Raw genomic sequence first — 23,501 nt, 5'->3', positions numbered from 1 at the left:
CCACCCGACCGCCCATCGGCAGTATCCTGTGGGTGGTCGGGTGGGGGAGCGGGCCGGTGCCGCGAAATTCTCGTTCCGCGAATTTCCAAACTGTCTCTCAGCCCATCATCCCGGAACGGAACCAGCGGCGCATGGCCGGAAGCCGCCTGAGGTCGCAGCCGCAGACCTTGCAGCGGCAGTTCTGCACCCCCGAGGAATCGACCGTGAACTTGCGCGAGGCGACGTGACGCTCGGCATGGCAATCGCTCAAGGTCCCGCTCATGGCTGCAACCCCGCTTCGGGCGCGACTTCGTGCAGCGCGCGAAGAGTCGTGGCGATCAGGCGCGGCGCATCGTGGCCGAGATAATGGTCGCCGCTCAGGCCGATGACCCGCGCCCGGCCTGCGAGGGAGGGGCACAGGCTGCCCTTCTCTTCCAGCCCGTAGACGCAGACCACCGGCGCCCAGTCGACCCCGCGCATCGCCAGCAACGGGTGCGCGTCCGGCTTGCCGAGGTAGGCAAGGCCCACCGGATCGGCACGGAAGTAGACGTCGTGCGCAGGCACCGTGAGGTCGATGGCAAGGACCCGGGCACGCAGATCCGGCGGCAGGTCCGGCGCCGTGGTGGCAAGGATGTCGGCGCCGTAGGACTGGCCCATCAGCACGACCCGGCTCGCTCCCGTACGCGTCAGGGCGAGGCGCACCGCGCCGGCGACGACTGCGTCCGCCTCGGCCCGGGTGCGGTGCGTGGCGAAGACAACCGGGGACGCAACCCCGACCACCGGGACGCCCTTGGCGGCAACGGCGGCGGCGACTTTCTCGCCCATGCCGAAGTGGAAGCCCATGTCTCCGGACAGGAAGACCGCCGCCACGCGCGGATGGGGCTCAGCGGCCGGGAACATCACGATGGGCTCGGTGCCGAGCAGGCCAAGCACCGGCGCGGCCAGCGCAATGAGACCCAACGCAGCCAGTGCAAACAGCTCAATGGCAAGGCGAGTGCGAACGCGGCTCATGCGATCAGCATCCTTGCCTCGGAGGTGATGGCGGGCACTGGCGCGATCGGGCGGACAAGTTCCCCCCCTCCCCCGCCGCCGATCAGGCGCGATACGTCGTGCAGCCCCTGGATCAGCCCGATGCCGTGCGGCCCGGCGACGTAGCGCGGTTCCCAGCGGGGGGCGAACTTCTCCTTGTAGCCGCGCAGGCCGCGAAAGCCGTAGAAGCGCTCGCCATGGCGGAACACCAGCGCCGCCGCCTTGGCCCATGCGGGCGCGAGCGGGCCACCCTCGATCCCCGACAGCGGCACCATGCCCAGCGTGAAGCGCTTGTATCCGCGCGCCTTTGACCAGAGCAGCAGGTTGGTGAACAGGAAATCCATCGTCCCGCGCGGCGCGTCCTCGCGCTGGCGCATGAGGTCGACCGAGGCTTCGGTGTGGTCCTGCGTGCACCACAGGTTGGCGAAGGCGACGATGCGGTCCTCCACCATGACCAGCGCCATGTCGAAGTTGCTCAGGTATGCGCGGTCGAAGGCGCCGAGGCTGAAGCCTTTCTCGCGCTGGCCCTTGGCCGTCATCCACTCGTCGGAGATCGCCTCCAGTTCATCGAGGATCACCGGCACCGCCGCCGCCGGCACCACCCGCAGCCGGGCGCCGGCGCGAGCGGCGGTGCGCTCCGATTTGCGCACGGAGCGCAGCTGCGGGGTTTCCAGCTCGAACGTGGTGAGATCGACCACCGCCTCCTCCCCATACTTCACGATCTGCAGGCCCATGCCGATGGCAAGGTCGAGCGTGGCGGGCGAAATCTCGTAGAGCACCAGCCGTCCCTGCCTGCGGTGCGACATGTCGCGCAGGGTCCAGAGGAGTTCGCCCCACGATCCCTCGTTGCCGACCGGATCACCCATGACGACCCAGCTGGAACCCTTGATCTGGTACATGACGAAGGCGTCGCCCGCCTGCGAGACGAGGAACCGCTTGTCTCCGGTCAGCGCCAGCATCGCCTCGGTGCGCGGACTGGTGGCGAGGATCGCGCGGATCGCCGGGGCATCCTCCATCACCTGCGCGTCGCCGCGCGCGCTGCCGGGCGCGCAAAGCCTCCAGACCGCGAACCCCGCCAGCAACACCGACGAGGCCAGCGCCGCGCGCAAGTAACGCGGGGCATCGGCACGCAGGGCGAACTTCCACCACAGGTCGTCGTTGTAGGGTACATGGCGATAGGCGAAGAGGCCCGCCCAAAGCGCCAGTCCCGCCGCCATCACCACCGCCGCTATCCAGCCCGCGGTGAGCGGCGTCTCGGTCAGCGCGGTGCGGCGGTAGAAGGCCCGGCGCGTCATTTGCAGCAGCGCGGCCAGCGCAAGGCAGGCCAGCGCCTCCTCATAGTCGATGCCCTTGGCCAGCGAGAATACCGCACCCGCCACCAGCAGCAGCCGGGCCGCAAGGCAGGCGCCATCGAGCCGGCGATAAAGTCCCGGCGCGAGGAGCAGCAGCGCGGTGCCGACGAGGCTGGCGGCGATATGGCTCGCCTCGATGACGGGCAGCGGCATGACGTCAGCCAGCAGTCCCATGCGCGCGTGGACGGCAGGCAGCGAGCCCGACAGCAGCAGCATGCCGCCGCCAAGGAACGTCGCGCTTGCCAGCAGCAGCGGCGAAAGGCCGGTGGCGACGCTCTGCACCCCGCCGACAAGGCGCGCCACGCGGCGGCTGCGGGCACCCTCGCGCCAGGCCAGCAGCAACGCCGCCAGTGCCAGCGGGAGGAGATAATAGACGAGCCGATAGACGATCAGCCCCGCGAAAAGGTGCGCCCGGTCCCCCGGCGCCACGGCGAGGACCACCGCCTCGAACACGCCGAGGCCGCCCGGCACATGCGTCACCAGCGCCACGACGATGCCCAATGCATAGGCCAGGACGAAGATCGGCAGCTGCGCCGGGTCGGCGCCCGGCAGCAGTACGAAAAGCGCCGCGCCCGCGCAGGCGATGTCGGCGACACTGACGCCGACTTGCGCCGCGATCTCACGCGCGGAAGGCAGCGGCAGGCGGATTCCCGGCAGCCTCAACTGCTTCGCCCGCGCAGCCGCGAAGCCCAGCGCGCCCAGCAGAGCCAGCATCGCCGCGCCGAGCGCATGCGCCGCCTGCGGCGTCAGTATCACCGCTCCGAAGTCAAGGCCGCCTTCATGGACCAGCATCGCCGCGCCCGCGACGGCCAGCACGCCGGCCCAGAAGTTGCCTGCCGCCAGCATGACGACCTTGGCGACCTCCGGCCCGTCGAGCCCGGCACCAACGTAGATGCGATAGCGCGCCGACCCGCCCGTCAGCAGCGAAAGCCCGAGGTTGTGGCTGAGCGTATAGCTGGTGAACGACGCCAGCGCGGCAGTGCGCCACGGCAGCGGGTGCCCGATCGTCCTGAGCGCTAGGAAATCGTAGAACGTCAGCGCGAAATAGCTGGCGGCGGTCAGCATGAGACTCAGCGCGATCTGGCCGGCGTCAAGCGCATGGACGGCCGCGCGCACCTGCGAGTAGCGGATTTCGTGCGTCAGCGTATTGAGCGCGACGAAGCCGAGGGCGATCACCGCCAGCACCGCGCCCGCCTCTACCAGCTTTCGATAGCGCGAGAGGAAAGCAAGCAGCGCGGTCATGCCGGCACCTGCGCGATGCGGGTCCAAACCTGCGAGCGGCAGAAAAAGCCGCCAAGGATGCACCCGCTGATCTTCAGCCGGTCGGCCGAGAGAGGCTCGATCCGGGAATCGAAGCGGCGCCCCATGTCGGGAACGAAGACGGTGCCGCGCCATATGCGGCCCTCAGGGCGGTAGTCCTGCAGCAGTTCGGTGCCGATCAGCGACGCGATCCCGCTGTCCTGCGCGTCGGCCTTCGCCTGGCCGCTGGCCCAGACCACGCGTCCGCACAGGCCTGGCCCGCAGGAACCGGTACGCACGGCGACGCTACCGGACGGGTTGAGCCAGACGCCCTCGACGGGCGTAGCCGCGCGCGCACCGAGCGGCACGGCGAGGAGCGAGAGAAAAAGGGCGGTTCTCAGCAACATGGTGCCGTTTGTGCGCTCGGCCGGATTGCCGGAGGCTCGCCACAACATGAACAATCGGCAATCTGGCTGCCGCGTCACCCTCCCCATCCCGCTCAGCCTGAGCTTGTCGAAGGCCCCGAGACGTGGCGCTGCGCCTCCCATGCTTCGGCAAGCTCAGCATGAGCGAAGTGGGTGAAATCAGGAAAAGCCTAGCCCCCGAGCGAATACGTGATCACGAAGCACGCCACCGTCAGCAGCGACATCGCCAGGATGAACGCCGCATCCGCCACCCGCTCCAGTCCGTGCAGCCGCGTGGAGGACTGCACCCTTAGCGCGAAATAAGAGGCCAGCGTCGCCAGCAGGAACAGCAGCGCATCGACCGAGAGCAGATCGTCGGCGATCGTCTCATGTCCTCGCACCGACACCGCCACGCGCAGTAGCCCGATGCCGGTCATGCACACCCCGACCATGCCCGAGGCGATCGGGCAGATCAGGCGGCAGGTCCGCTCGTCGAGGATGGCAGTGTCGGTATCCATGTGGTCTCAACTCTTGTCGTGGCGCGCCCAAGGTGCATACGATGCGCGGAGCCTCCCCCGGCTGGAGGGAACATGAGCGAAAGTTAATCCGCTCCCCATCGCGCCGGAGGGCCACACGGCTCACAATGGAAGGACCGCAAGTGTGAGGAAGGCGCGTTGAGCCAGAAGATCCTGCTCGTCGAGGACGATGCCGACACCGCCGACTTCATCGCCAAGGGCCTCGACGAGGCGGGCTTCACGGTAGACCGCGCCGCCAACGGGCGCGACGGCCTGTTTCTGGGCACGGACGGCGGATATGCATGCATCGTGCTCGACCGGATGCTGCCGGGGCTGGACGGGATGGCGGTGCTGGCAGCCCTGCGCGGCGCCGGGCTGGAGACGCCGGTGATCATCCTCTCCGCGCTCGGATCGCCGGAAGACCGGATCAAGGGACTGACCAACGGCTGCGACGACTATCTGGTCAAGCCCTTCGCCTTCGCCGAACTGCTCGCCCGCATCCGGCTGCTGATCCGCCGCGGCGCACCTGCCGCCGTGGCGGAAACGGTGCTGCGCTGCGACGATCTGGAAATGGACCTCCTTGCCCGCCGCGTGCGCCGGGGCGAGCGAGTCATCGAACTGCAGCCGCGCGAATTCCGACTGCTCGAATTCCTGCTGCGCCATGCCGATCAGGTGGTGACCCGCACGATGCTGCTCGAAGGCGTGTGGGATTACCACTTCGACCCCGGCACCAATGTCGTCGACGTTCACCTCAGCCGCCTGCGCAAGAAGATCGACGAGGGCGAGGCGCGCCGCCTGCTCCATACCGTGCGCGGCGCGGGCTATCGCATCGGCGCCGAACCGTGAAAATCTGGCACTCGACCACGTTCCGCTTCGCCGCGCTCGTCTTCCTGTTCCAGATCGTCGCGGCTGCGGTACTGTTGCTCGGCCCGGCGCTGCTGCTGCGATCCCAGAGCCATGCGGACGCCGTGGCCGTCGCCGTGACCCTGCGCGACGACCTGCTCGACGCCTATAACGAGGGCGGCGAGCCGGCGATCTCCCGCGCCATCGACGCCAAGGTTTCGCGCCGGATCGAGCGGGCGAGTGTGCTCTTCCTCGCCAACCCGGACGGCACTCGCTTGACCGGCAATCTCGATAGCTTGCCGCCCGACCTCACACCCGGCGCGCCTTATGCGCTGGAGAAGCTGCCGCGCTCCGGCCATACCGCGCCGGAGGCGATGCTGATCCAGTCGGTCCGCCTGCGGGACGGTTCGATGCTAGTCACCGGAACGGTGGTGGAGACGGAACGGCAGGTGCTGGCCCTGCTCGAACGCACCTCGATGATCGCGTTGGCGCTCTCCGTGGTTTTCGCGGCCTTCGCCGCCTACGTCTCGACGCGGCTGATCCTCAACCGTCTGCGGGCAAGCGTCGCCACCTTGCGCGACGTGCGCGAAGGTCGCCTCTCCCGCCGTGTACCGGCAGACGACACCGGCGACGCCTTCGCACTGCTAGGCAGCGAGGTGAACCAGGCGCTCGACCGCATGGCCGCGCTCAATGACGAACTGAAGCTGGCCACCGACGCCCTCGCCCACGACCTGAAATCACCCCTGACGCGGATGCGCGCCGCGCTCGACCGGGCGGCGCAGCACGTCGAGGACCCCCTCGCCCAGCCCTTCGTCGATCAGGCCCTGACCGAAAGCGAACGCCTGATGGCGATCGTCGAGACCGCCCTGTCGATCACCCGCGCCGAAGCGGGCATGGGCCGCGAGAGCCTGGCCGACGCCGACTTGTCCGAACTGCTGGAGACGGTGGCGGAAATCTATGCGCCCATGGTCGAGGATCAGGGCCGCGCGATCGTGGTCGTCGCCCCGGCCGCGCTGCACATGCGGGTCCATCGCCAGTTGCTCGATCAGGCGCTGGGCAATCTCGTCGACAATACACTCAAGTACGGGGCTGGCACCATCACCCTGTCTCTGGTGCCAGAGGCGGACGGCGCGGCGGTCGTCGTGGCCGACGAAGGCCCCGGCATTGCGCCCGAGCGCCGCGAACAGGCGCTGCGCCGGTTCACCCGGCTGGACGAAGCGCGCGGCGGCTGGGGCGCGGGCCTCGGCCTCTCGCTGGTGCAGGCGGTGGCGCACCTCCACGGCGGCACGGTGGACTTGCGCGACGCCGCGCCGGGGCTGGCGGTGCGGATCAGGCTGGTAGAGCCGCCCCCGCGCGCCTGAAGCACCATTATCCGCCATTCCATCGCCGTCATCCCCGCAAAAGCGGGGACCCATCTCCCGACATCGCAGGGTGCACCGGCATCAGATGGGTTCCCGCCTTCGCGGGAATGACGGGATCGGGTGCGGAGCCGTAGCATTCCTATGCCCGGTTCCGGTTGCGGCACCGCGCCAAGGCTGCAATAGCTACCGGCGGGTGCTCGCCGATCCCGGCAAGCAGGTTTCGCAGTGCCGGTCGGGCCGCCGGTGCACTTGCCCCCAAGCCCGGAGCCCCGCATGGTCCTCTCCCGCCTCAAGACCCCCAGCGCCCTTCGCCAGTTTCTCGACGGCCAGTCATCCGCCGGCCTGTTCCTGATGGCGATGGCCGCGATCGCCCTGGTCCTCGCCAATTCGCCGCTGGCGCACGGGTACGAGCACGTGCTCCACCTTGGCCTCGGCCCGCTATCGCTGGCGCACTGGATCAATGACGGGCTGATGGCGATCTTCTTCCTGCTGGTCGGGCTGGAGATCAAGCGCGAGATGCTCGACGGCCAGCTCTCGTCGTGGTCGCGCCGGGTGCTGCCCGGCATCGCCGCGCTGGGCGGCATGGCGGCGCCCGCGCTGCTGTTCTACGCCTTCAACACCGGCGACACGGCGAAGGGCTGGGCCATTCCCGCCGCCACCGACATCGCCTTCGCGCTGGGCGTGATCTCGCTGCTGGGCAAGCGGGTGCCCGCCTCGCTGCGGGTGTTCCTGGCCGCGCTGGCGATCATCGACGACCTTGGCGCGGTGATCATCATCGCGCTGTTCTACACCGCATCGATCTCGCTGCCCGACCTTGCCGGGGCAGCGCTCGTGCTGGGCGTGCTGATCGCGATGAACCGGATGGGTGTGCGGAGCCTCTCGCTCTACATGGCGCTGGGCGCGGTGCTCTGGGTATTGACCTATCGCTCGGGCATCCATGCCACGCTGGCAGGCGTCGCGCTGGCCCTGACGATCCCGATGGACGTGACGCCGAGCCATCCGGACGGCGATGCGGCCAGCCCGCTGCACCGGCTCGAACATGCGCTGCATGTGCCGGTGGGCTTCCTGATCGTGCCGCTCTTCGCGCTCGCCAATGCGGGCGTGCCGGTGCTTAGCCTTCCGGCTGCGGCACTCACCGCACCGGTCACGCTGGGCGTCGCGGCAGGCCTGCTAATCGGCAAGCCGGTGGGCGTGTTCGGCTTCTCGATGATCGCCGTGCGCCTCGGTCTGGCCGACGCTCCGGCCCATGCGGGCCGCCTGCAGATGCTGGGCGTGGCCCTGCTGTGCGGCATCGGCTTCACCATGAGCCTGTTCATCGCCCTGCTCGCCTTTCCGGACGCAGCCGCGCTACAATCGGAGGCGAAGCTCGGCATACTCGCCGGATCGCTGTTTTCCGGCCTGCTGGGCTATGGTGTTTTGCGGATTGCACACCGGGAAGCGCCCGTCCCGCGCTGATCCTCAGGCTGCGGCCGACTGGTTGCGCCCGCTCCGCTTCGCCCGGTAGAGCGCCGCGTCGGCGGCCGCCACGATCCGCTCCGGGTCGCTGTCCACGGACAGCGGTGCGATGCCGACGCTAACGGTCGCGGCAATGACGCTTCCCGACGCCGTTTCCACGCCGACCGTGCCGAGGCGGGTGCGGATGCGCTCGCACACCAGTTGCGCGTGCTCCACCGACAGCCCCGCCAGCAGCACCGCGAACTCCTCGCCGCCGAGCCGCGCGACGAGATCCCCTTCGCGCACCGCCGCCCGGATGATGGCCACGAAGCGCACCAGCACCGCGTCACCGGCGGCATGGCCGTATTCGTCGTTGATCCGCTTGAAGTGGTCGAGGTCGAAAACCGCGAGACAACCCGGCTCGGCGCCGATCGGCGGCGACGAAACCAGTGCACCCAGCGCATCGTCGAACGCGCGGCGGTTGCAGGCGCCGGTCAGCGGATCGGTCATCGCCTTGTTCTTGAGATCCTCGACGATATGGCGGCGTTCGGTAACCTCGCGGATGATGCTGACGGTGCCTGATATGTTGCCGTCCGCATCGACCATCGCGCGCACGTGGCTCTCCACCCATATGATCGCGCCGCTCTTCTGGATGACGCGATATTCGATGATGGCGCTGTCCTCCGGCGCCGCCAGCACCACGCGCCGCGTGTCGAGGACCATCGGCAGGTCGTCCGGCACGATGAGGTTGAACAGCGGCCGCCCCCCGAGTTCGGCCGCCGGATAGCCGGTAACGCGCTCGACCGAGGGGGAGGCATAACGCACCGTGCCGTCGAGACCGGCGCGCAGCACCACGTCGCTCATGCGGTCGAGGACGAGCCGGTGCAGCGCTTCGGCCGCGTGAAGACGCTCGACGATGCGCCGCCGCGCGTAGAGTTCCGCCGCGAGCGGCAGCAGCAGCATCACGATCGAGGCGAAATAGATCTGCAGCACCTGCAGCTTGAGCGCCATTCCGCCGGTCAGCAGCGCCGTCGGCCCGATCCCCGCCAGCGAACAGCCGAGACCAACCGAAATCAGGATGACGATGGACGAAACCGCACCGAACCGGCCCAGCCTGAACGTCGCGGCGATCATCGGCAGGAACGGGACGACGACGAGCGGAATTTTGCTTTGGCCGAAGGTCGCCAGCGACGCGAGCAGCACGAGCCCCAGCAGCCCGAATGTCCGCTTGCGCACGCGCGTCCCGGCGGTGCGTGTCCAGTGTGCGACGTCGCCGCGCAGGAACAACAGCAGCGGCGGCGCGAACACGATGAAACCGAGCGCATGCCCGGCGTACCAGTCCCGCCAGGCCGACCAGAAGCCGATGTTACGCACCGCCGTGGTCATGACCGCAGCGAACAGCGCCGTCACCGCAGGCACCATGACGCCGCAGACGACCAGGAACGCCGTGACTTCCGCCACCGACTGGAAACGGCCGAACCGGGGGAACACCCTGCGCATCAACCATGCCGCACCGACCGCTTCGATAATGCAGAGCAGCGGCAGGCCAACCCCGGTCAGGCCCTTGAATCCGAACAGCTGCGAGGAGCAGATCGCCAGCGGAGTACAGGCCAGCATCACCGGTGCCCAGCGTCGGCGCGGCGTGACATGGAGCCGGGCGAACAGCACCGCCCCCGCCAGCCACACTACCGCGATGCCGCCGTCGAAACGGGTCAGCACGAGCGCCAGCGACGCACAGGCGAAATACGCGAGCGCGGTGCCGAGCACCTCCCCCGGATACCACCTGCTGCGACGATACGACTCGTGAATCATCATCCTCGCCTAGTGAAACATGGTTTACCTAGGGTAAATACATATGGACATCTCCCAATAATCGCCGCTTGCAGGTGCATCCCTGCCACTCATCCGTCGCCGAGGAGCGGTCAAACTCCGCATGACATGTGGGCTCCGGGCGCAGGAACTGCACTCTGCAGTGACCAGTACGGATTTATCGAAAGGGCTGCATGGACGAGTTTCTGGAACGTCGCCGGGCGATGCAGGTATTGGGGCAAGTATTGGGCGCAGGCGTGGTCGCCACCTCGCTGGCTACACGCCCGGCGGCAGCGGCGGACAAGGCGCCCGCGCCTCTCGCTCCCGCTACCGCTACCGGCGAGGTGAAGATGCGCCGCGCCTATGCCGATGGACCCTATGGCCAGATCCACTACCTCGACGCGGTAAAAGGACGGCCGCTGGTCCTGCTCCATCAGGCCGTAATGACCGCCAACCAGTTCGACCGTGTCTTCGCCCCGCTGGTGGCCCACGGCTTCCGTCCGATCGCCATCGACCTGCCCGGTTTCGGCCTGTCCGACAAACCGCCGTTCGAACCTGCTGTCAGCGACTATGCCGTGGTGGTGCCGGCCGTGCTCGACGCGCTCGGCATCCGGCGGGCGGCGGTCGTCGGCCATCATACCGGGGCGCTGGTGACCAACGAAGTCGCGGTCCGGTTCCCCGACCGTGTCATCGCCAACGTCATCTGCGGCCCCCTCTTCATTCCCGAGGAGCAGCGGGCCGCCCTGATCGCCGACATCGGCGGACGCGAGCGCGCGTTCCGGGCACTGCCGCATGCCGCCCACATGAACCAGTTGGCCGAGGCGCGCGAGCGCTATGCGATGGGCACGATCAGCCCCGAGCGCATCAGCGACTATGTCGTGCAGGCCATGCTCGCCTTCCAGCGCGGTGCCTACTGGTACGGCCACAATGCGGGCCTGACCTACCGACAGGAGGGACCGTTGATGAAGATCCGCCAGCCCACGCTGCTTCTGACCAACACCGGCGACATGCTCTACCAGTCGGCCCTGAAAGCCAAGGAAATGCGCCCGGATTTCAAGCTGGTGGAACTGCAGGGCGGCGGCATCGACATCGTCGATCAGCAGCCCGGGCAGTGGTCCGCCGCGATCGCCGATTTTCTCCGTCCGATCCTCTGACCCGGCAGGCTGATATCCCTGTTTCCATTTCCCTTTTCATCCCGACGAACTGCGGATACGCTGCGGGCATCTGGCGGAAGTGGGCGATCCAATGTTCGGTTTTCTGAAGAAGCAGTTCGTCGATGTCATCGACTGGCTGGAGCGTCCCGGCGACCTCGCCTGGCGCGTCCCGTTCGAGGATCGCGAAATCCAGAACGGCGCCCAGCTGACCGTGCGCGAAGGCCAGACGGCGCTGTTCATCAACGAAGGCAATCTGGCGGATACCTTCGAATCCGGCCTGCACCGGCTCGATACCGCGAACCTGCCGGTGCTCACCAGCCTGATGCACTGGGACAAGGGCTTTCGCTCGCCGTTCAAGTCGGACGTCGTGTTCCTGTCGTTCAAGGAGCAACAGGGCCTGAAGTGGGGCACCGGCCAGCCGGTGACGGTACGCGACGCCGAATTCGGCCCGCTGCGCCTGCGCGCCTTCGGCTCCTATTCGTTCCGCATCGCCGCGGTCGAGCCGTTCGTGGACCGGATCCTCGGCACGCTCGACGGCGTCAGCACTGCGTCTCTCGAGCCGCAACTGCGCGCCGCGATCCAGACTGCGATCGCCACCGCGCTCGGCGGCGGCGGGGTGCCGTTCCTCGATCTCGCGGCCAACCAGCAGGCGCTCTCCGAACGCATCCGCGTGGAAGTCGACAAGGCCTTCGCGCAGTGGGGCCTGACCTGCCTCTCCTTCTACGTCGAGAGCATCTCGCTTCCGGAGGAAGTGCAGGCCCATTTCGACAAGGGCTCCTCGATGCGCGTGCTGGGCGACCTCGGCAACTACACCCGCTTCCAGGCGGCGGAGGCCATCGAGGCCGCAGCCGGGCAGGAAGGCGGATCGGTGGCCGGGATCGGCGCGGGCGTGGCCGCAGCGACGGCGCTCGGCGGCGCCATGGCTCAGGGCCTCGGCACGCAGGCTACGGCCGCCGCTCCCGCCGAGGACCCCATCGCCACCATCGAAAAACTGCACAAGCTGGTGACCCTGGGCGCGCTCAGCCAGGAGGAGTTCGACGCCAAGAAGGCCGAGCTTCTCTCGCGCATCCGCTGACGCGTCTTCGGGGGGAGACGTGAGCAACTGTCCTTCATGCGGCGCGGCCCTGCCTGTGCGCAGCGCTGCCCTGCCCTATTCGACCTGCGCCTATTGCCAGTCGCTGCTCCTGCGCGACGGGCTGGAGGTGCAGGACGTCGGCAAGGTTGCGGTCCTGCCGCCCGATGTCTCGCCGATCCAGCTGGGCACGAGCCTGCGCGTCGAGGGGCTTGTGCTCACCGTCGTCGGCCGGGTCCGCTGGGGCTGGGCGGATGGTTCGTGGAACGAGTGGCTGCTCGATGGCGGCGACGGCACCGAGCGCTGGCTGGGCGAGGCGATGGGGGCGTTCATGCTGACCGCCGCGCGCGCCGACCTCCTCGAACAGCCGATGATCCAGGACTTCGCAGCAGGCGGGGAAATCGTGGTCGGTGCCCGTCTCATGGTGGAAGGCGTCACCCTCCTCGCGATCGACGGCAAGGAGGCCGAATGCCTCGGCAGCGAGGGGGACCTGCCGTTCCCGACGCTTCCGGGTCGCACGATGACCAGCATCGACTTTCGCGGCCCCAACCGTGAAGCGGTAAGCCTGCAGCGCGATGCGCGGGAGGCATCGGTCTGGCTGGGCTATTACAGCGACCTCGCCTCGCTCGCGCCCTCCAACTTGCGTGCGATCGACGGGTGGACCATCCCGCGCGAGCTGATGCGATGACCGCCGTGCGCACGGTCGCCTGTCCGAACTGCGGCGGCACGCTGGAAGTGCGCGCGGCGGGGCTCAGCGTCAACCTCGCCTGCAGCTATTGCGGCTCGCTGCTCGACATCGCCCGCCCCGAAGTCGCGCTCATCGAGGCGCATGACAAGGCCGCCCGAGGCTTCCGCCTGTCGCCCGGCAGGCGCGGCACCCTGTTCGACGTCGAATGGGAGGCCGTCGGCGCGCTGCGGCGGCGGGATTCGGGTTATACCTGGGAAGAGTACCTTCTTTTCAACCCTTACGCGGGCTATCGCTGGCTGGTCCTGAGCGATCGCGAATGGCAGTTCGGCACTATGCTGCTCGACCTGCCCGAAGGCGACGACGACACCGTGACCTGGCGCGGCGAACGCTACACGCGCGACGGCGAGGCATCGACCAGCGAAACCACTGCCGTGCTCGGCGAGTTCTACTGGCGCGTGCGTGCAGGCGACACTGTGGAAGCGGCCCTCTACGAACGCGGCGACACCGTGCTGTCGCGCGAAGGCGGTGGCGGGGAGGTCAACTGGACCCAGCTTGTCCCGCTGGAAGACGGCACCGTCGCCGAGGCATTCGGCCTCGTTCCCCTGAAAGCAAAGCGCGCCGTCCGTAGTCCCGTACCGTCGCCCGGCATCTTCGACGACCTGCCGACGATGTTTGGCCTCGCCTGCGCAGCTCTCGTCGCGCTGCTGCTGGCGATGGTGCTGATCTCCGGCCCGGTGGAGCGCGCCTCCGGCAGCATCGATGCCCCCTTCGCCGCCACGCGCGAGGGCGTGAAGATCGGCACCCTCACCGTCCGCCGCCCATGGCAGTTCGTCACCGTCACCGCGCGCGGCAGCGATTTCGATAACCGCTGGGTCGATCTCGACTACAGCCTCGTCGATCGTGCCACCGGCCAGTCGATCGACGGCTACGGCATCGTCGAGCATTATTCCGGCTACGACAGCGACGGGGCGTGGACCGAGGGCAGCCGCAAGGGCACCACCCTGCTCGGCAAGGTTCCGCGCGGCACGTACGACCTTTACGTCGATGCCGCCGCCCACGGCTGGCCCAGCGACCCGCCGCCGAATACCTCGGGATGGTCCTCGCTGCCCGAGACGGTCTCCGTCTCGATCGAGGCGGAGACCGGCGCCCTTCCCTGGGGCAACTGGTGGACGGCGGCGGTGCTGCTGTTCCTGTTCCCCTGCATCGCGGTGTGGCGCCGCTACCGCGCGGAGAACGGCGCATGACGCCGCGCCTGATCCTGTTCCTGCTGTGGATCGCGATGGTCATGGCCGGGTGCCTCAGCGCATCGTACTATGCCTGGTCGCCTTTCTCCGACGAGGAGCGGCCCATGCACGCGGGCGGCTCCTACGGCCCGACGCACAAGTAACCTTCAAGGAGACGGCCCATGCTGACACTCTCGGTCTTCCTCGCCACCCTGCTCTATGCCGCACTCGGCATCGTGATATTCGTGTTCAGCTTCGTGCTGGTCGACAAGCTGACCCCCGGCGAACTGTGGCGCGAGATCATCGAGCGCCGCAACATGGCCGTCGCCTTGCTGGCGGGCGCGGTGGCCCTGGGCATCTCCAACATCATCGCCGCCGCCATCCATGGCTGACCATCGTGGCTGAAGCCGACCCTCTCGTCCCGGCCGACGCCTCGGAGCGCGCGCCTGCCTCGCTGGCGGTGATCCTGCTCGTCTCGGTGCTGGTGGTCGCGACCTGCGGGCTGATCTACGAACTGCTCGCGGGCACCCTCGCCAGCTACCTGCTGGGCGACAGCGTCACCCAGTTCTCGACGGTGATCGGGACTTATCTGTTCGCCATGGGCGTCGGCAGCTGGCTGTCCCGCCACGTCAGGCGCGACGAGATGGGCGTGTTCGTGCGCGTGGAAATCCTGATCGCCGCTCTCGGCGGATGGTCGGCGGCCGGGCTGTTCCTGCTCTTCCCGCTGGTGGGGGATTTCCGCATCGCGCTCTACGCGCTGGTGCTGGCGATCGGCGTGCTGGTGGGGCTTGAGATCCCGCTCCTGATCCGCATCCTGCGCCACCGCTTCGCCTTTCGCGAACTGGTCTCCAACGTCCTGACCTATGACTACGTCGGCGCACTGATCGCCTCGCTGCTGTTCCCGCTGGTGCTGGTGCCCTGGCTGGGCATGATGCGCACGGGGTTCGTCTTCGGTCTCGCCAATGTCGCCGTGGCCCTCGCCCTGCTGGTCGCGCTGCGCGGGCAGCGCCGGATCGCGGTGGACGTCATCGCCGCGCTGGCCGTGGCCGCCAGCCTCGTTGCCGGACTTCTCGCCGCCGACCGGATGCAGCGCTGGTCCGAGGTCGCCTTCTACGGCGAGCCGGTGATCTATGCCCGCTCGACGCCTTACCAGCGCATGGTGCTGACCCGGCGGGGAGAGGACCTGCGGCTCTACCTCAACGGTAACCTGCAGTTCTCCACCCACGACGAGTACCGCTACCACGAGGCGCTGGTCTGGCCGGTGCTCGGCCGCGTCGCCCGCCCGAGCGCCGTTCTGATCCTCGGCGGCGGCGACGGTCTGGCCGCCCGCGAAGTGCTGCGCGACCCGCGCGTGCGGCATGTCACCCTCGTCGATCTCGACCCGGAGATGACGCGCCTGTTCCGCGACACGCCGCAACTGGCGGCGCTGAACGCCGGGTCGCTGTCCTCGCCCCGGATGCACGTCCACAATGCCGATGCGTTCCGCTGGGTTCGCGAGGCGCGCGGCACGTATGACGCGGTAATCGTGGACTTTCCCGATCCGACCGAATTCTCGCTGGGCAAGCTCTATACGGAGAGCTTCTACCGCGAAGTCGCCCGGCTGCTCGCGCCGGACGGCGTGATGACGGTACAGAGCACTTCGCCGCTGGTCGCGCCCGAATCCTACTGGACGGTCGCCACCACACTGGAAGCCGCAGGGCTGCGTGCGCGAGGCTACCACGCCTATGTTCCCAGCTTCGGCGAATGGGGCTTCACCCTTGCCGCGCATCGCCCCCTTGCCGAAGCCGTGCGCCTGCCGCCCCGCCTGCGCTTCCTGACCCCATCGAGCGAACGCGCGATGTTCGACTTTCCGCCCGACATGGCGCGCCGTCCGACCCCGGTGAACCGGCTCGACAACCAGGCGCTGGTGCGCAGCTTCGCGCGCGAATGGGGCCATTATGAAGGTTGATGCCAGTCGGCGCGCGGTTCTTGCAGGCGGCTCGGCAGCCGTTGGTGCCTCGCTGCTCGGCGGCTGCAGCCGACCCGCCATGGCCGGAACCCTGGGCGGCGCCGACTGGCAGCGCGGCCACCGCCTGCGCGACGGTGCCTTTCCCGCGCCGGAAGGCCCGGTCGAGCACATCGACGTCGTCATCGCAGGCGGCGGCGTCGCCGGGCTGGCGGCGGGCTGGCGGCTGGCGGAAGCGGGTTTCGGCGACTTCGCCGTTTTCGAACTGGAGGACCACACCGGCGGCAATGCCCGGTCGGGCCGCAATGCGGTCAGCGCCTATCCGCTTGGCGCCCATTACCTGCCGGTCCCGAATCGCGAGGCGAAGGCGCTGCGCCACATGCTGCGCGGCTTCGGCATGATCGTGGACGATACGGCCGACGGCCCGGTCTACGATCCCTACCAGCTTTGCGCCGATCTGGAAGAACGCCTGCTCTGGCGAGGCGAGTGGCAGGAGGGCCTCTTCCCGCAAACCGGCCTCCCTCCCGCGCAGCAGGCACAACGCCGCGCGTTCGAACGGCGCATGGCGGACTATCGCGGCGCTGTGGGCGCGGACGGACGGCCTGCCTTTGCCGTCCCCTCCCCCCTGTCGAGCACCGACCCGCGCTTCACCGCGCTCGATCGGCATAACTTCGCCGAATGGCTCGACGCCGAGGGTTTCACCGCCCCGGCCCTGCGCGCATACTTGCGCTATTGCTGCCGCGACGACTACGGAGCCGAGCCGGAGCATGTCTCGGCCTGGGCGGGCATCCACTACTTCGCTGCACGGCGCGGCTGGGCCGCGAACGGCGACGGCGACCGCGAACTCACATGGCCCGAAGGCAACGACCGGCTGGCGGGCCTGATGGCGGCGCGTATCCGGGGGAACCTGCGCCCGGCCCGCAGCGTGTTGCGCGTCGCCGCCACCACCGACGGTCTCGCCGAACTGGACGTTTTCGACCACGCCACAGGCCGCAGTCGGCACCTGCGCGCGAAAGTCGCGATCCTCGCCATGCCGCATTTCGTCGCCGCGCGCGTGGCACCGACACTGTGCGCGAGCGGAGGTTTCTCGTACGCGCCCTGGGTCGTCGCCAACGTCACCGTTTCGCGGCCACCGGCGGGCAAGGGCGTATCCCTCGCATGGGACAATGTCTCGTCCGCCAGCGACGCGCTCGGCTACGTGGTCGCCACGCATCAAACCGCCAGCGCCGCCTCGGGACCTACGGTGCTGACATGGTACATGCCCTTATCGCGCGAGACGCCCGAGGAGGCCCGCAAGATCATGATGACCCGCTCACTGGAACGCTGGCAGGACATCGTGCGCGACGACCTGCTGGCCATGAACCCCGACCTCGACGGCGCGATCGAGCGCATCGACCTGTGGCGCTGGGGCCATGCCATGATCCGGCCCACACCGGGCTTCCTGTCCGACCCGGCCCGCCTTGCCGCCCGCGCCGCGCGGCCGCCGGTGCTGTTCGCGCATTCCGACCTCAGCGGCCTGTCGCTGTTCGAGGAAGCCCATCACCACGGCGTGACCGCCGCCGAAACGGCGCTGGCCCACCTTGGCCATGCCTTCCAGAGCATCGCCTGACCATGACTCACCGCGCCGGAACGAGCGTCCATCTCATCGCCGACCTAGTCGCAGCCGACGGGCTGGACGACGTCGAGCGGGTGGAACATGCGCTACGCGAAGCCGCTGCGGCAGCGCGGCTGACCATCCTCGACGTGCGGCTGCATCACTTCGGCGCGGGCATGGGCGTCACCGGAGTGGCGCTGCTCGCGGAATCGCACATCTCGATCCACACCTGGCCCGAGGATGGCCTCGCCGCCGTCGACCTGTTCGTCTGCGGAGAGGAAGCCGATCCCGAGGCCGCCTTGCGTGTCATCTGCGCCCGTTTTCAGGCGAGCGTGCGCGAGCGGCGGCTCATTCCGCGCCTGCGCCCGGCCGTCGCCGTCAATGGAGTTTCAGGCGAGGTCTCACCACGCGATTGACGTGGCCTACCGCGATCAGCGCGGTGCCTTTCAGCCAGCCATGGATCGCGATCAGATGCATCCGGTACAGCGACAGGTAGATCATCCGCGCCAGTCGCCCCTCCACCGCCATGCGCCCGCCGACGAGGTTGCCCATCAGCGTACCCACCGTCGAGAACCGGCTGAGCGAAACCAGCGAGCCACGGTCCCGGTAGTCGAAATCCCTGAGCGGCTTGCCGTCCATCAGCCGCCTGAGGTTGTCGAACGCGGTCGCCGCCATCTGGTGCGCCGCCTGCGCGCGCGGCGGGATGGGACGATCGCGGCCGGGGAGCATGCAGAACGCGCAGTCCCCCAATGCGAAGATCTTGGGATCGGTCACGCTCTGCAGGGTGGGGGAGACCACCACCTGCCCGGAGCGTGACAGTTCGAGGCCGTCGAGCCCGCCCGCGATCGGCTTCGCCTTGACGCCTGCGGCCCATACCTGGAGGTCGGCCTCGATCAGTTCGCCCTCGCCGGTGATCATGCCTGCGCTGGTGCTTTCGACGATGGGCGTCGCCGTGCGGACGCGCACGCCCAGGTTCTGCAGCTCGTCCCGTGCCGACTCGGCGAGTCGTTCAGGCAGCGCGGGCAGGATTCGCGGCCCCGCCTCGACCAGCGTGACCTTGAGGCGGCCACGGTCGAACACCTCCAGCCCGTAGTAGCCCAGCGCGTCGGCGGCATTGAAAAGTTCGGCGGCGAGTTCGACACCGGTGGCGCCGCCGCCGACGATCGATACCCGCACCCGCGCGTCGCTCGCCTCGTCCGCCAGCATCGCCCGCGAGACGCGCAGGCACTGGTCCAGCAGCCGGTCGCGGAAGCGGTCGGCATCGGCGCGGCGGTCCAGGAACATGCAGTTCTCCCGAACCCCCGGCGTGCCGAAATCGTTCGTCACCGAACCATAGGCGAGCACCAGGTAATCGTAGCGAAGTTGCTGAGCGCCAACGACTTCGTTGCCGCGATCGTCGAGGATCGGGGCTAGGTCGATGCGCTGCGCGGCCCGGTCGATCCCCGCCAGCGTGCCCTTGAAATAGCGGTAGCCCCACTTGTGGCAGTGGCCGCGATAGCCGACCTCGTCGAGGTTCGCATCGAGCGACCCGGCCGCCACTTCATGCAGCAGCGGCTTCCAGATATGCGTCCGGTTCTCATCCACGAGAATGATGTCGTGGTGGGCGCGGCCATAGCGGGCACCCAGCCGGGTGGCGAGTTCGAGCCCGGCGGCGCCGCCGCCGACGATGACGATCTGGGTCTTCTGAGATTGCACGTGCAGTCCTTCATTCGGGGCATCTTGCCGCGCGAAATGTTATGTACTAACTGGTACACACGTTGAGCGGTTGTGTCACCGCCCGATTTTCCTGTCGCTCCAGGGTAACCTCAAGCCGATCGCGATTGCATTGGGCAAAGGGTCCCAGAGATGAAAAATTCGAGGAGAAGCCGCATGTCCGGCTCGATTGAAGGGGGCAACCTGCTCAGCCGCATATGGCTGGCGGTGCTCGGTATAGTGATTTTGGCTGCGGGCCTTTTCTTCGTCGTCGGCGGTGCGCGACTCGTGAGCCTGGGGGGTAGCTTCTACTTCCTGCTCGCAGGGCTGGCGCTGGTGGTGTCCGGCTTCCTCATCGCCCGCCGTCGCCCGACCGGCGCCGTGCTGTTCGGCGCGGTCTTCCTTGCCACGATTCTGTGGTCGCTGTGGGAAGTAGGCTTCGCGTTCTGGCCGCTCATCTCGCGCCTGCTGGCGCTCGGCGGCGGCATGACCGTGGTGGCACTTTCCCTGCCGCTGATGCGAAAAGCGCAAGGCATGGTCCCCGCATGGCGCGCGGCACTGGGTACCGCCCTCGTCGTCGGCATCGCCTCTGCGGCCGGTTTCGCCGCGATGTTCTCGCCGCACCCGACCGTGCCCTTCGCGGGCGTCGAAGCGGCGCTCACCCCGGTCGATGCCGCTAGCGAGCAGAAGAACTGGGCAGCTTACGGCAACACCGCCAGCGGCAGCCGCTTCGTCGCGCTGGACCAGATCACCCGCGACAACGTGAAGAACCTGCAGGTCGCCTGGACCTACCGTACCGGCGACGTCGCCGAGAGCGATGGCAATGGCGCCGAGGACCAGGACACCCCGCTGCAGGTGGGTGACACCGTCTACATCTGCACCCCCCACAACAACGTCATCGCGCTCGATGCCGACACCGGCAAGCAGAAGTGGAAGGCCGAAGTCAACGCCCATGCCTCCGTCTGGATGCGCTGCCGCGGCCTCGCCTACTTCGATGCGAAGGCCCCGCTGCAACAGCCGAGCCTGCCCGGCTCCACCCCGGTGACGGCGGCGACGCTGCCCGCAGGCGCGCCGTGCGAACGCCGCATCCTGATGAACACCATCGACGGCAAGCTGATGGCCTTCGACGCCGATACCGGCAAGGTCTGCACCGGCTTCGGCACCAATGGCCGCGTCGATCTGCTCGCGGGCCTCGGCAATGCGCCCGATCCGCAGTACCAGCTGACCGCCGCGCCGACGCTGGCGGGCACCACCATCGTCATCGGCGGCCGCGTGGCCGACAACGTCCAGATCGACATGCCCGGCGGGGTGATCCGCGGCTTCGACGTCATCACCGGCAAGCTGCGCTGGGCCTTCGACCCGGGCAACCCCGCCATCACCGGCATGCCCGCCAAGGGCCAGACCTACACGCGCTCGACCCCGAACGTGTGGTCGGCGATGTCGTATGATGCGGCGTCCAACACCGTGTTCATGCCGGTAGGCAGCTCGTCGGTCGACCTGTTCGGCGTGCCGCGCACCCCGCTCGACCACAAGTACGGCGCCTCGGTGCTCGCCCTCGACGCGACCACCGGCAAGGAGAAGTGGCACTACCAGACGGTCCACAACGACTTGTGGGACTTCGACCTGCCGATGCAGCCCAGCCTGATCGACTTCCCGGTCAAGGGTCGCGGCAAGGTTCCCGCCGTCGTCATCGGCACCAAGGCGGGCCAGCTCTACGTGCTCGACCGGCAGACCGGCAAGCCGCTCACCAAGGTCGTCGAGACCCCGGTGAAGGCCGCCAACATTCCCGGCGAGCCCTATTCGCCGACCCAGCCCAGGTCGGTCGGGATGCCGCAGATCGGCGCGCAGACGCTGACCGAGGCGGACATGTGGGGCGCCACCCCGTTCGACCAGCTGATGTGCCGCATCGCCTTCAAGGGCATGCGCTACGAAGGCCTCTACACCGCGCCGGGCACGGACAAGTCGCTGGCCTTCCCCGGCTCGCTGGGCGGCATGAACTGGGGCAGCCTGTCGATCGACCCCACCACCAATACCGTCTTCGCCAACGACATGCGCCTCGGCCTGTGGGTGCAGATGTTCCCGCAGACCAAGGCCCAGCAGGGCAAGGCCGGCGCCGCGGGCGAGGCCGTCAACACCGGCATGGGCTCGGTTCCGCTCAAGGGCACGCCCTACTCGGTGACCAAGGACCGCTTCCTCTCGGCACTGGGCATTCCGTGCCAGGCTCCGCCGTTCGGCACCCTGACCGCCATCGACATGAACACCCGCAAGGTGAAGTGGCAGGTCCCGGTCGGCACCGTGGAAGACACCGGCCCGATGGGCATCCGCATGGGCCTGCCGATCCCGATCGGCATGCCGACGCTGGGCGGCACGCTCGCCACGCAGGGCGGCCTCGTCTTCATCGCCGGCACCCAGGACTTCTACCTGCGCGCCTTCGATTCGGGCAGCGGCAAGGAGCTGTGGAAGGGGCGCCTGCCCGTCGGCAGCCAGGGCGGACCGATGAGCTACAAGTCGCCGAAGACCGGCAAGCAGTACATCGTCATCACCGCCGGTGGTGCCCGACAGTCCAAGCAGCGCGGCGACTACGTGGTCGCTTACAAGCTGCCCTGACCCTGATGGGGGGCGGGCCGGAGGCCTGCCCCCCATTTCCAACGACCAGACAGAGCTGCCCCGCCGCCGGAACTCGCCGCGCGCGGGAGCAGCAGCAGGAGGGGGCCATGGGCCGTCGCATCCATTCTCTCGCAGCGCTCGCCGCAGGCTGCGCCTTCACTTTCCCGATGACCGCACTGGCAGAAGACGCCGAGGCGGAGGCCGCAACCAATGTCGTCGTGACCGGCGCCGCCGCGACTGCGGGCTCCGCGCAGGACCATCGGCCGACTTCCACGCAGGCCGCCTCCACCGCCAGACCTCTGCACGCGCCGCATCCGCGTGAAACGCTGACCGGCGACTGGGGCGGTGTGCGCACCGACCTGAAGGACGCAGGGATCACCGTGCGCGCCGACTACGTCTCGGAAACCTTCTCCAACGTCGATGGCGGCCAGCGCCGGGGCACCGCCTATGTCCAGCAGATCCGCGCGGGCGTGGATCTCGACATGGACAAGATCGCCGGGATCGACGGCGGCGCCATTCACGTGACCATCAACGACCGGCGGGGCATCGGCATCTCGTCCGACTTCGTGGGCAACCGCCTGCCGATACAGGAAGCGGCGGGCGGCTACTATGCGCGCCTGAGCGAACTGACATGGGAACAGAATTTCGATGGCGGCCGCCTGAACCTGCGCGCGGGCTTCTTTGCGATGGGCAACGACCTCGGCGGCCTGTCGATCGGCTGCAACCTCGTCAACGCGGCATTCTGCGCGCACCCGCTGTCCGAAAGCGGCAGCACCGGCTGGTATAACTATCCCAACGCCCGCTGGGGGCTGGCGGTGCGCTACAAGGTGCGCCCCGACCTGATCGTGCGCACCGGCGTCTACCAGACCAACCCCGACCTCGGGCTGGAGAAGAACGCCTTCAAACCGTTCGCGGGCAAGACTACCGGCGTCGTCCTGCCGCTGGAACTGGAATACGATCCCGGCGCCGCGCCGGGCAGTCACGTGATGCCCGGCCACTACAAGGTGGGCTTCTACTACGACACCGCCAATGCCGACCGGCAGGGCACCCCGGGCCGCGTGACCGGTCGCTTCGGCGGCTATGTGCTGGGCGACCAGATGATCCTGCGCGACAAGGGCGGCAACGGCAAGCGCGGCCTCTCGATCTTCGGCCACTTCACCGCCAACCCGGAGCAGTCGGCGCAGATCACCCGCTGGTACGCGGCCGGTTTCCTCAAGCTGGGCACCTTCAAGGGCCGCGACGCCGACACCCTCGCGCTGGGCGTGATCCACGCGCAGGTCAACGAGCGCCTGCGCGCGCTTCACGCCGAATTCCTCGGCCTCGCGGACGGCTACACCGCCCTGCCCGAAGGCGAGACGGCGATCGAGATGAGCTACGGCCTGCAGATGACGCCTTGGCTCAATATCCGTCCCGACGTGCAGTACATCGTCGATCCGGGCGCCTTCTCCTACCGAACCACGCACGATGCGCTGGCACTCGGCGTGCAGGTCAAGATGCAGATCTGATTGTTAAAAAGGGGCTGAGGGCATTGCGCCCCCGGCCCTCGAAAGGCCATAGGGCG

21 protein-coding genes are annotated in these 23,501 nt (G+C 68.4%); 14 read left to right on the top strand and 7 right to left on the bottom strand.

What is annotated here, in order from left to right; translation table 11 throughout:
- Positions 1 to 97 precede the first annotated feature (97 nt).
- From ACYPYD_RS10140 to ACYPYD_RS10120, 5 genes are all read right to left on the bottom strand, one after another.
- A complete protein-coding gene (locus ACYPYD_RS10140) occupies positions 98 to 262 on the bottom strand; it encodes a hypothetical protein (protein ID WP_155986210.1) in 165 nt (54 codons plus the stop codon).
- On the bottom strand, positions 259 to 990 hold the full coding sequence (locus ACYPYD_RS10135; protein ID WP_459662992.1) for an AcvB/VirJ family lysyl-phosphatidylglycerol hydrolase: 732 nt from the start codon (positions 988 to 990) through the stop codon (positions 259 to 261). The genes ACYPYD_RS10140 and ACYPYD_RS10135 overlap by 4 nt, the downstream gene beginning before the upstream one ends.
- Positions 987 to 3,602 carry a bifunctional lysylphosphatidylglycerol flippase/synthetase MprF gene (gene mprF, locus ACYPYD_RS10130; protein WP_459662990.1) on the bottom strand — a complete coding sequence of 872 codons (2,616 nt, stop codon included), beginning with the start codon at positions 3,600 to 3,602 and terminating at the stop codon, positions 987 to 989. Before mprF ends, ACYPYD_RS10135 begins: the two co-directional genes overlap by 4 nt.
- Complete coding sequence (locus ACYPYD_RS10125; RefSeq protein WP_036525312.1) at positions 3,599 to 4,006, bottom strand: DUF2147 domain-containing protein; 408 nt, start codon at positions 4,004 to 4,006, stop codon at positions 3,599 to 3,601. The genes mprF and ACYPYD_RS10125 overlap by 4 nt, the downstream gene beginning before the upstream one ends.
- Positions 4,007 to 4,194: 188 nt before the next feature.
- The gene (locus tag ACYPYD_RS10120) at positions 4,195 to 4,521 is read right to left on the bottom strand and encodes a hypothetical protein (protein ID WP_008833323.1); all 327 of its coding nucleotides are present in this window, start codon (positions 4,519 to 4,521) and stop codon (positions 4,195 to 4,197) included.
- Between the two features lie 156 nt (positions 4,522 to 4,677).
- Between ACYPYD_RS10120 and ACYPYD_RS10115 the strand changes: the two genes are divergently transcribed.
- From ACYPYD_RS10115 to nhaA, 3 genes are all read left to right on the top strand, one after another.
- Positions 4,678 to 5,364 (top strand): winged helix-turn-helix domain-containing protein, encoded by a 687-nt coding sequence (locus ACYPYD_RS10115; protein WP_008833324.1) that lies wholly within the window; start codon positions 4,678 to 4,680, stop codon positions 5,362 to 5,364.
- Positions 5,361 to 6,722 carry a sensor histidine kinase gene (locus ACYPYD_RS10110; protein WP_008833325.1) on the top strand — a complete coding sequence of 454 codons (1,362 nt, stop codon included), beginning with the start codon at positions 5,361 to 5,363 and terminating at the stop codon, positions 6,720 to 6,722. Before ACYPYD_RS10115 ends, ACYPYD_RS10110 begins: the two co-directional genes overlap by 4 nt.
- Before the next feature lie 273 nt (positions 6,723 to 6,995).
- On the top strand, positions 6,996 to 8,177 hold the full coding sequence (gene nhaA / locus ACYPYD_RS10105; RefSeq protein WP_459662988.1) for a Na+/H+ antiporter NhaA: 1,182 nt from the start codon (positions 6,996 to 6,998) through the stop codon (positions 8,175 to 8,177).
- Positions 8,178 to 8,180: 3 nt separating this feature from the next.
- Here nhaA and ACYPYD_RS10100 read toward each other — a convergent pair whose 3' ends face one another.
- The gene (locus tag ACYPYD_RS10100; RefSeq protein WP_459662987.1) at positions 8,181 to 9,968 is read right to left on the bottom strand and encodes a sensor domain-containing diguanylate cyclase; all 1,788 of its coding nucleotides are present in this window, start codon (positions 9,966 to 9,968) and stop codon (positions 8,181 to 8,183) included.
- Between the two features lie 191 nt (positions 9,969 to 10,159).
- Here ACYPYD_RS10100 and ACYPYD_RS10095 point away from each other — a divergent pair, with 191 nt between their 5' ends.
- The 9 genes from ACYPYD_RS10095 to speD all read left to right on the top strand — a co-directional run bounded on the left by ACYPYD_RS10095 (position 10,160) and on the right by speD (position 18,057).
- On the top strand, positions 10,160 to 11,119 hold the full coding sequence (locus tag ACYPYD_RS10095; protein ID WP_459662985.1) for an alpha/beta fold hydrolase: 960 nt from the start codon (positions 10,160 to 10,162) through the stop codon (positions 11,117 to 11,119).
- A gap of 91 nt (positions 11,120 to 11,210) precedes the next feature.
- Entirely contained in the window at positions 11,211 to 12,194 is a 984-nt protein-coding gene (locus tag ACYPYD_RS10090; RefSeq protein ID WP_459662983.1) for an SPFH domain-containing protein, read from the top strand.
- Positions 12,195 to 12,213: 19 nt separating this feature from the next.
- On the top strand, positions 12,214 to 12,879 hold the full coding sequence (locus ACYPYD_RS10085) for a DUF4178 domain-containing protein (RefSeq protein WP_459662981.1): 666 nt from the start codon (positions 12,214 to 12,216) through the stop codon (positions 12,877 to 12,879).
- Positions 12,876 to 14,123: a DUF4178 domain-containing protein gene (locus ACYPYD_RS10080; RefSeq protein WP_459662980.1), complete on the top strand. Its 1,248-nt coding sequence runs from the start codon at positions 12,876 to 12,878 to the stop codon at positions 14,121 to 14,123. Before ACYPYD_RS10085 ends, ACYPYD_RS10080 begins: the two co-directional genes overlap by 4 nt.
- Positions 14,120 to 14,266 (top strand): hypothetical protein, encoded by a 147-nt coding sequence (locus ACYPYD_RS10075; RefSeq protein ID WP_197524483.1) that lies wholly within the window; start codon positions 14,120 to 14,122, stop codon positions 14,264 to 14,266. Before ACYPYD_RS10080 ends, ACYPYD_RS10075 begins: the two co-directional genes overlap by 4 nt.
- Positions 14,267 to 14,284: 18 nt before the next feature.
- A complete protein-coding gene (locus ACYPYD_RS10070; protein WP_036525045.1) occupies positions 14,285 to 14,494 on the top strand; it encodes a DUF350 domain-containing protein in 210 nt (69 codons plus the stop codon).
- A gap of 5 nt (positions 14,495 to 14,499) precedes the next feature.
- Positions 14,500 to 16,050 carry a polyamine aminopropyltransferase gene (locus ACYPYD_RS10065; RefSeq protein WP_459662978.1) on the top strand — a complete coding sequence of 517 codons (1,551 nt, stop codon included), beginning with the start codon at positions 14,500 to 14,502 and terminating at the stop codon, positions 16,048 to 16,050.
- On the top strand, positions 16,040 to 17,656 hold the full coding sequence (locus ACYPYD_RS10060; protein ID WP_459662976.1) for an FAD-dependent oxidoreductase: 1,617 nt from the start codon (positions 16,040 to 16,042) through the stop codon (positions 17,654 to 17,656). Before ACYPYD_RS10065 ends, ACYPYD_RS10060 begins: the two co-directional genes overlap by 11 nt.
- 2 nt (positions 17,657 to 17,658) lie before the next feature.
- Complete coding sequence (speD, locus tag ACYPYD_RS10055) at positions 17,659 to 18,057, top strand: adenosylmethionine decarboxylase (protein WP_008833335.1); 399 nt, start codon at positions 17,659 to 17,661, stop codon at positions 18,055 to 18,057.
- On the opposite strand, the gene ACYPYD_RS10050 is transcribed toward speD, so the two are convergent.
- Positions 18,020 to 19,336, bottom strand: a complete 1,317-nt coding sequence (locus tag ACYPYD_RS10050; protein ID WP_459662975.1) for an NAD(P)/FAD-dependent oxidoreductase — start codon at positions 19,334 to 19,336, stop codon at positions 18,020 to 18,022. The two genes, speD and ACYPYD_RS10050, sit on opposite strands and share 38 nt — an antisense overlap.
- A 174-nt stretch (positions 19,337 to 19,510) precedes the next feature.
- On the opposite strand from ACYPYD_RS10050, the gene ACYPYD_RS10045 reads away from it, so the two are divergent.
- Both ACYPYD_RS10045 and ACYPYD_RS10040 read left to right on the top strand, forming a co-directional pair.
- Entirely contained in the window at positions 19,511 to 21,940 is a 2,430-nt protein-coding gene (locus ACYPYD_RS10045) for a glucose/quinate/shikimate family membrane-bound PQQ-dependent dehydrogenase (RefSeq protein ID WP_459662973.1), read from the top strand.
- A 107-nt stretch (positions 21,941 to 22,047) separates the two neighbouring features.
- Positions 22,048 to 23,445, top strand: a complete 1,398-nt coding sequence (locus ACYPYD_RS10040; protein ID WP_459662971.1) for a carbohydrate porin — start codon at positions 22,048 to 22,050, stop codon at positions 23,443 to 23,445.
- The last annotated feature ends 56 nt before the right edge of the window (positions 23,446 to 23,501 follow it).

It is taken from the genome of Novosphingobium sp. 11B (genome assembly GCF_054589055.1).
The sequence above is the reverse complement of the archived record's forward strand: the minus strand, read 5'-3'. Positions and strand labels throughout refer to the sequence as shown.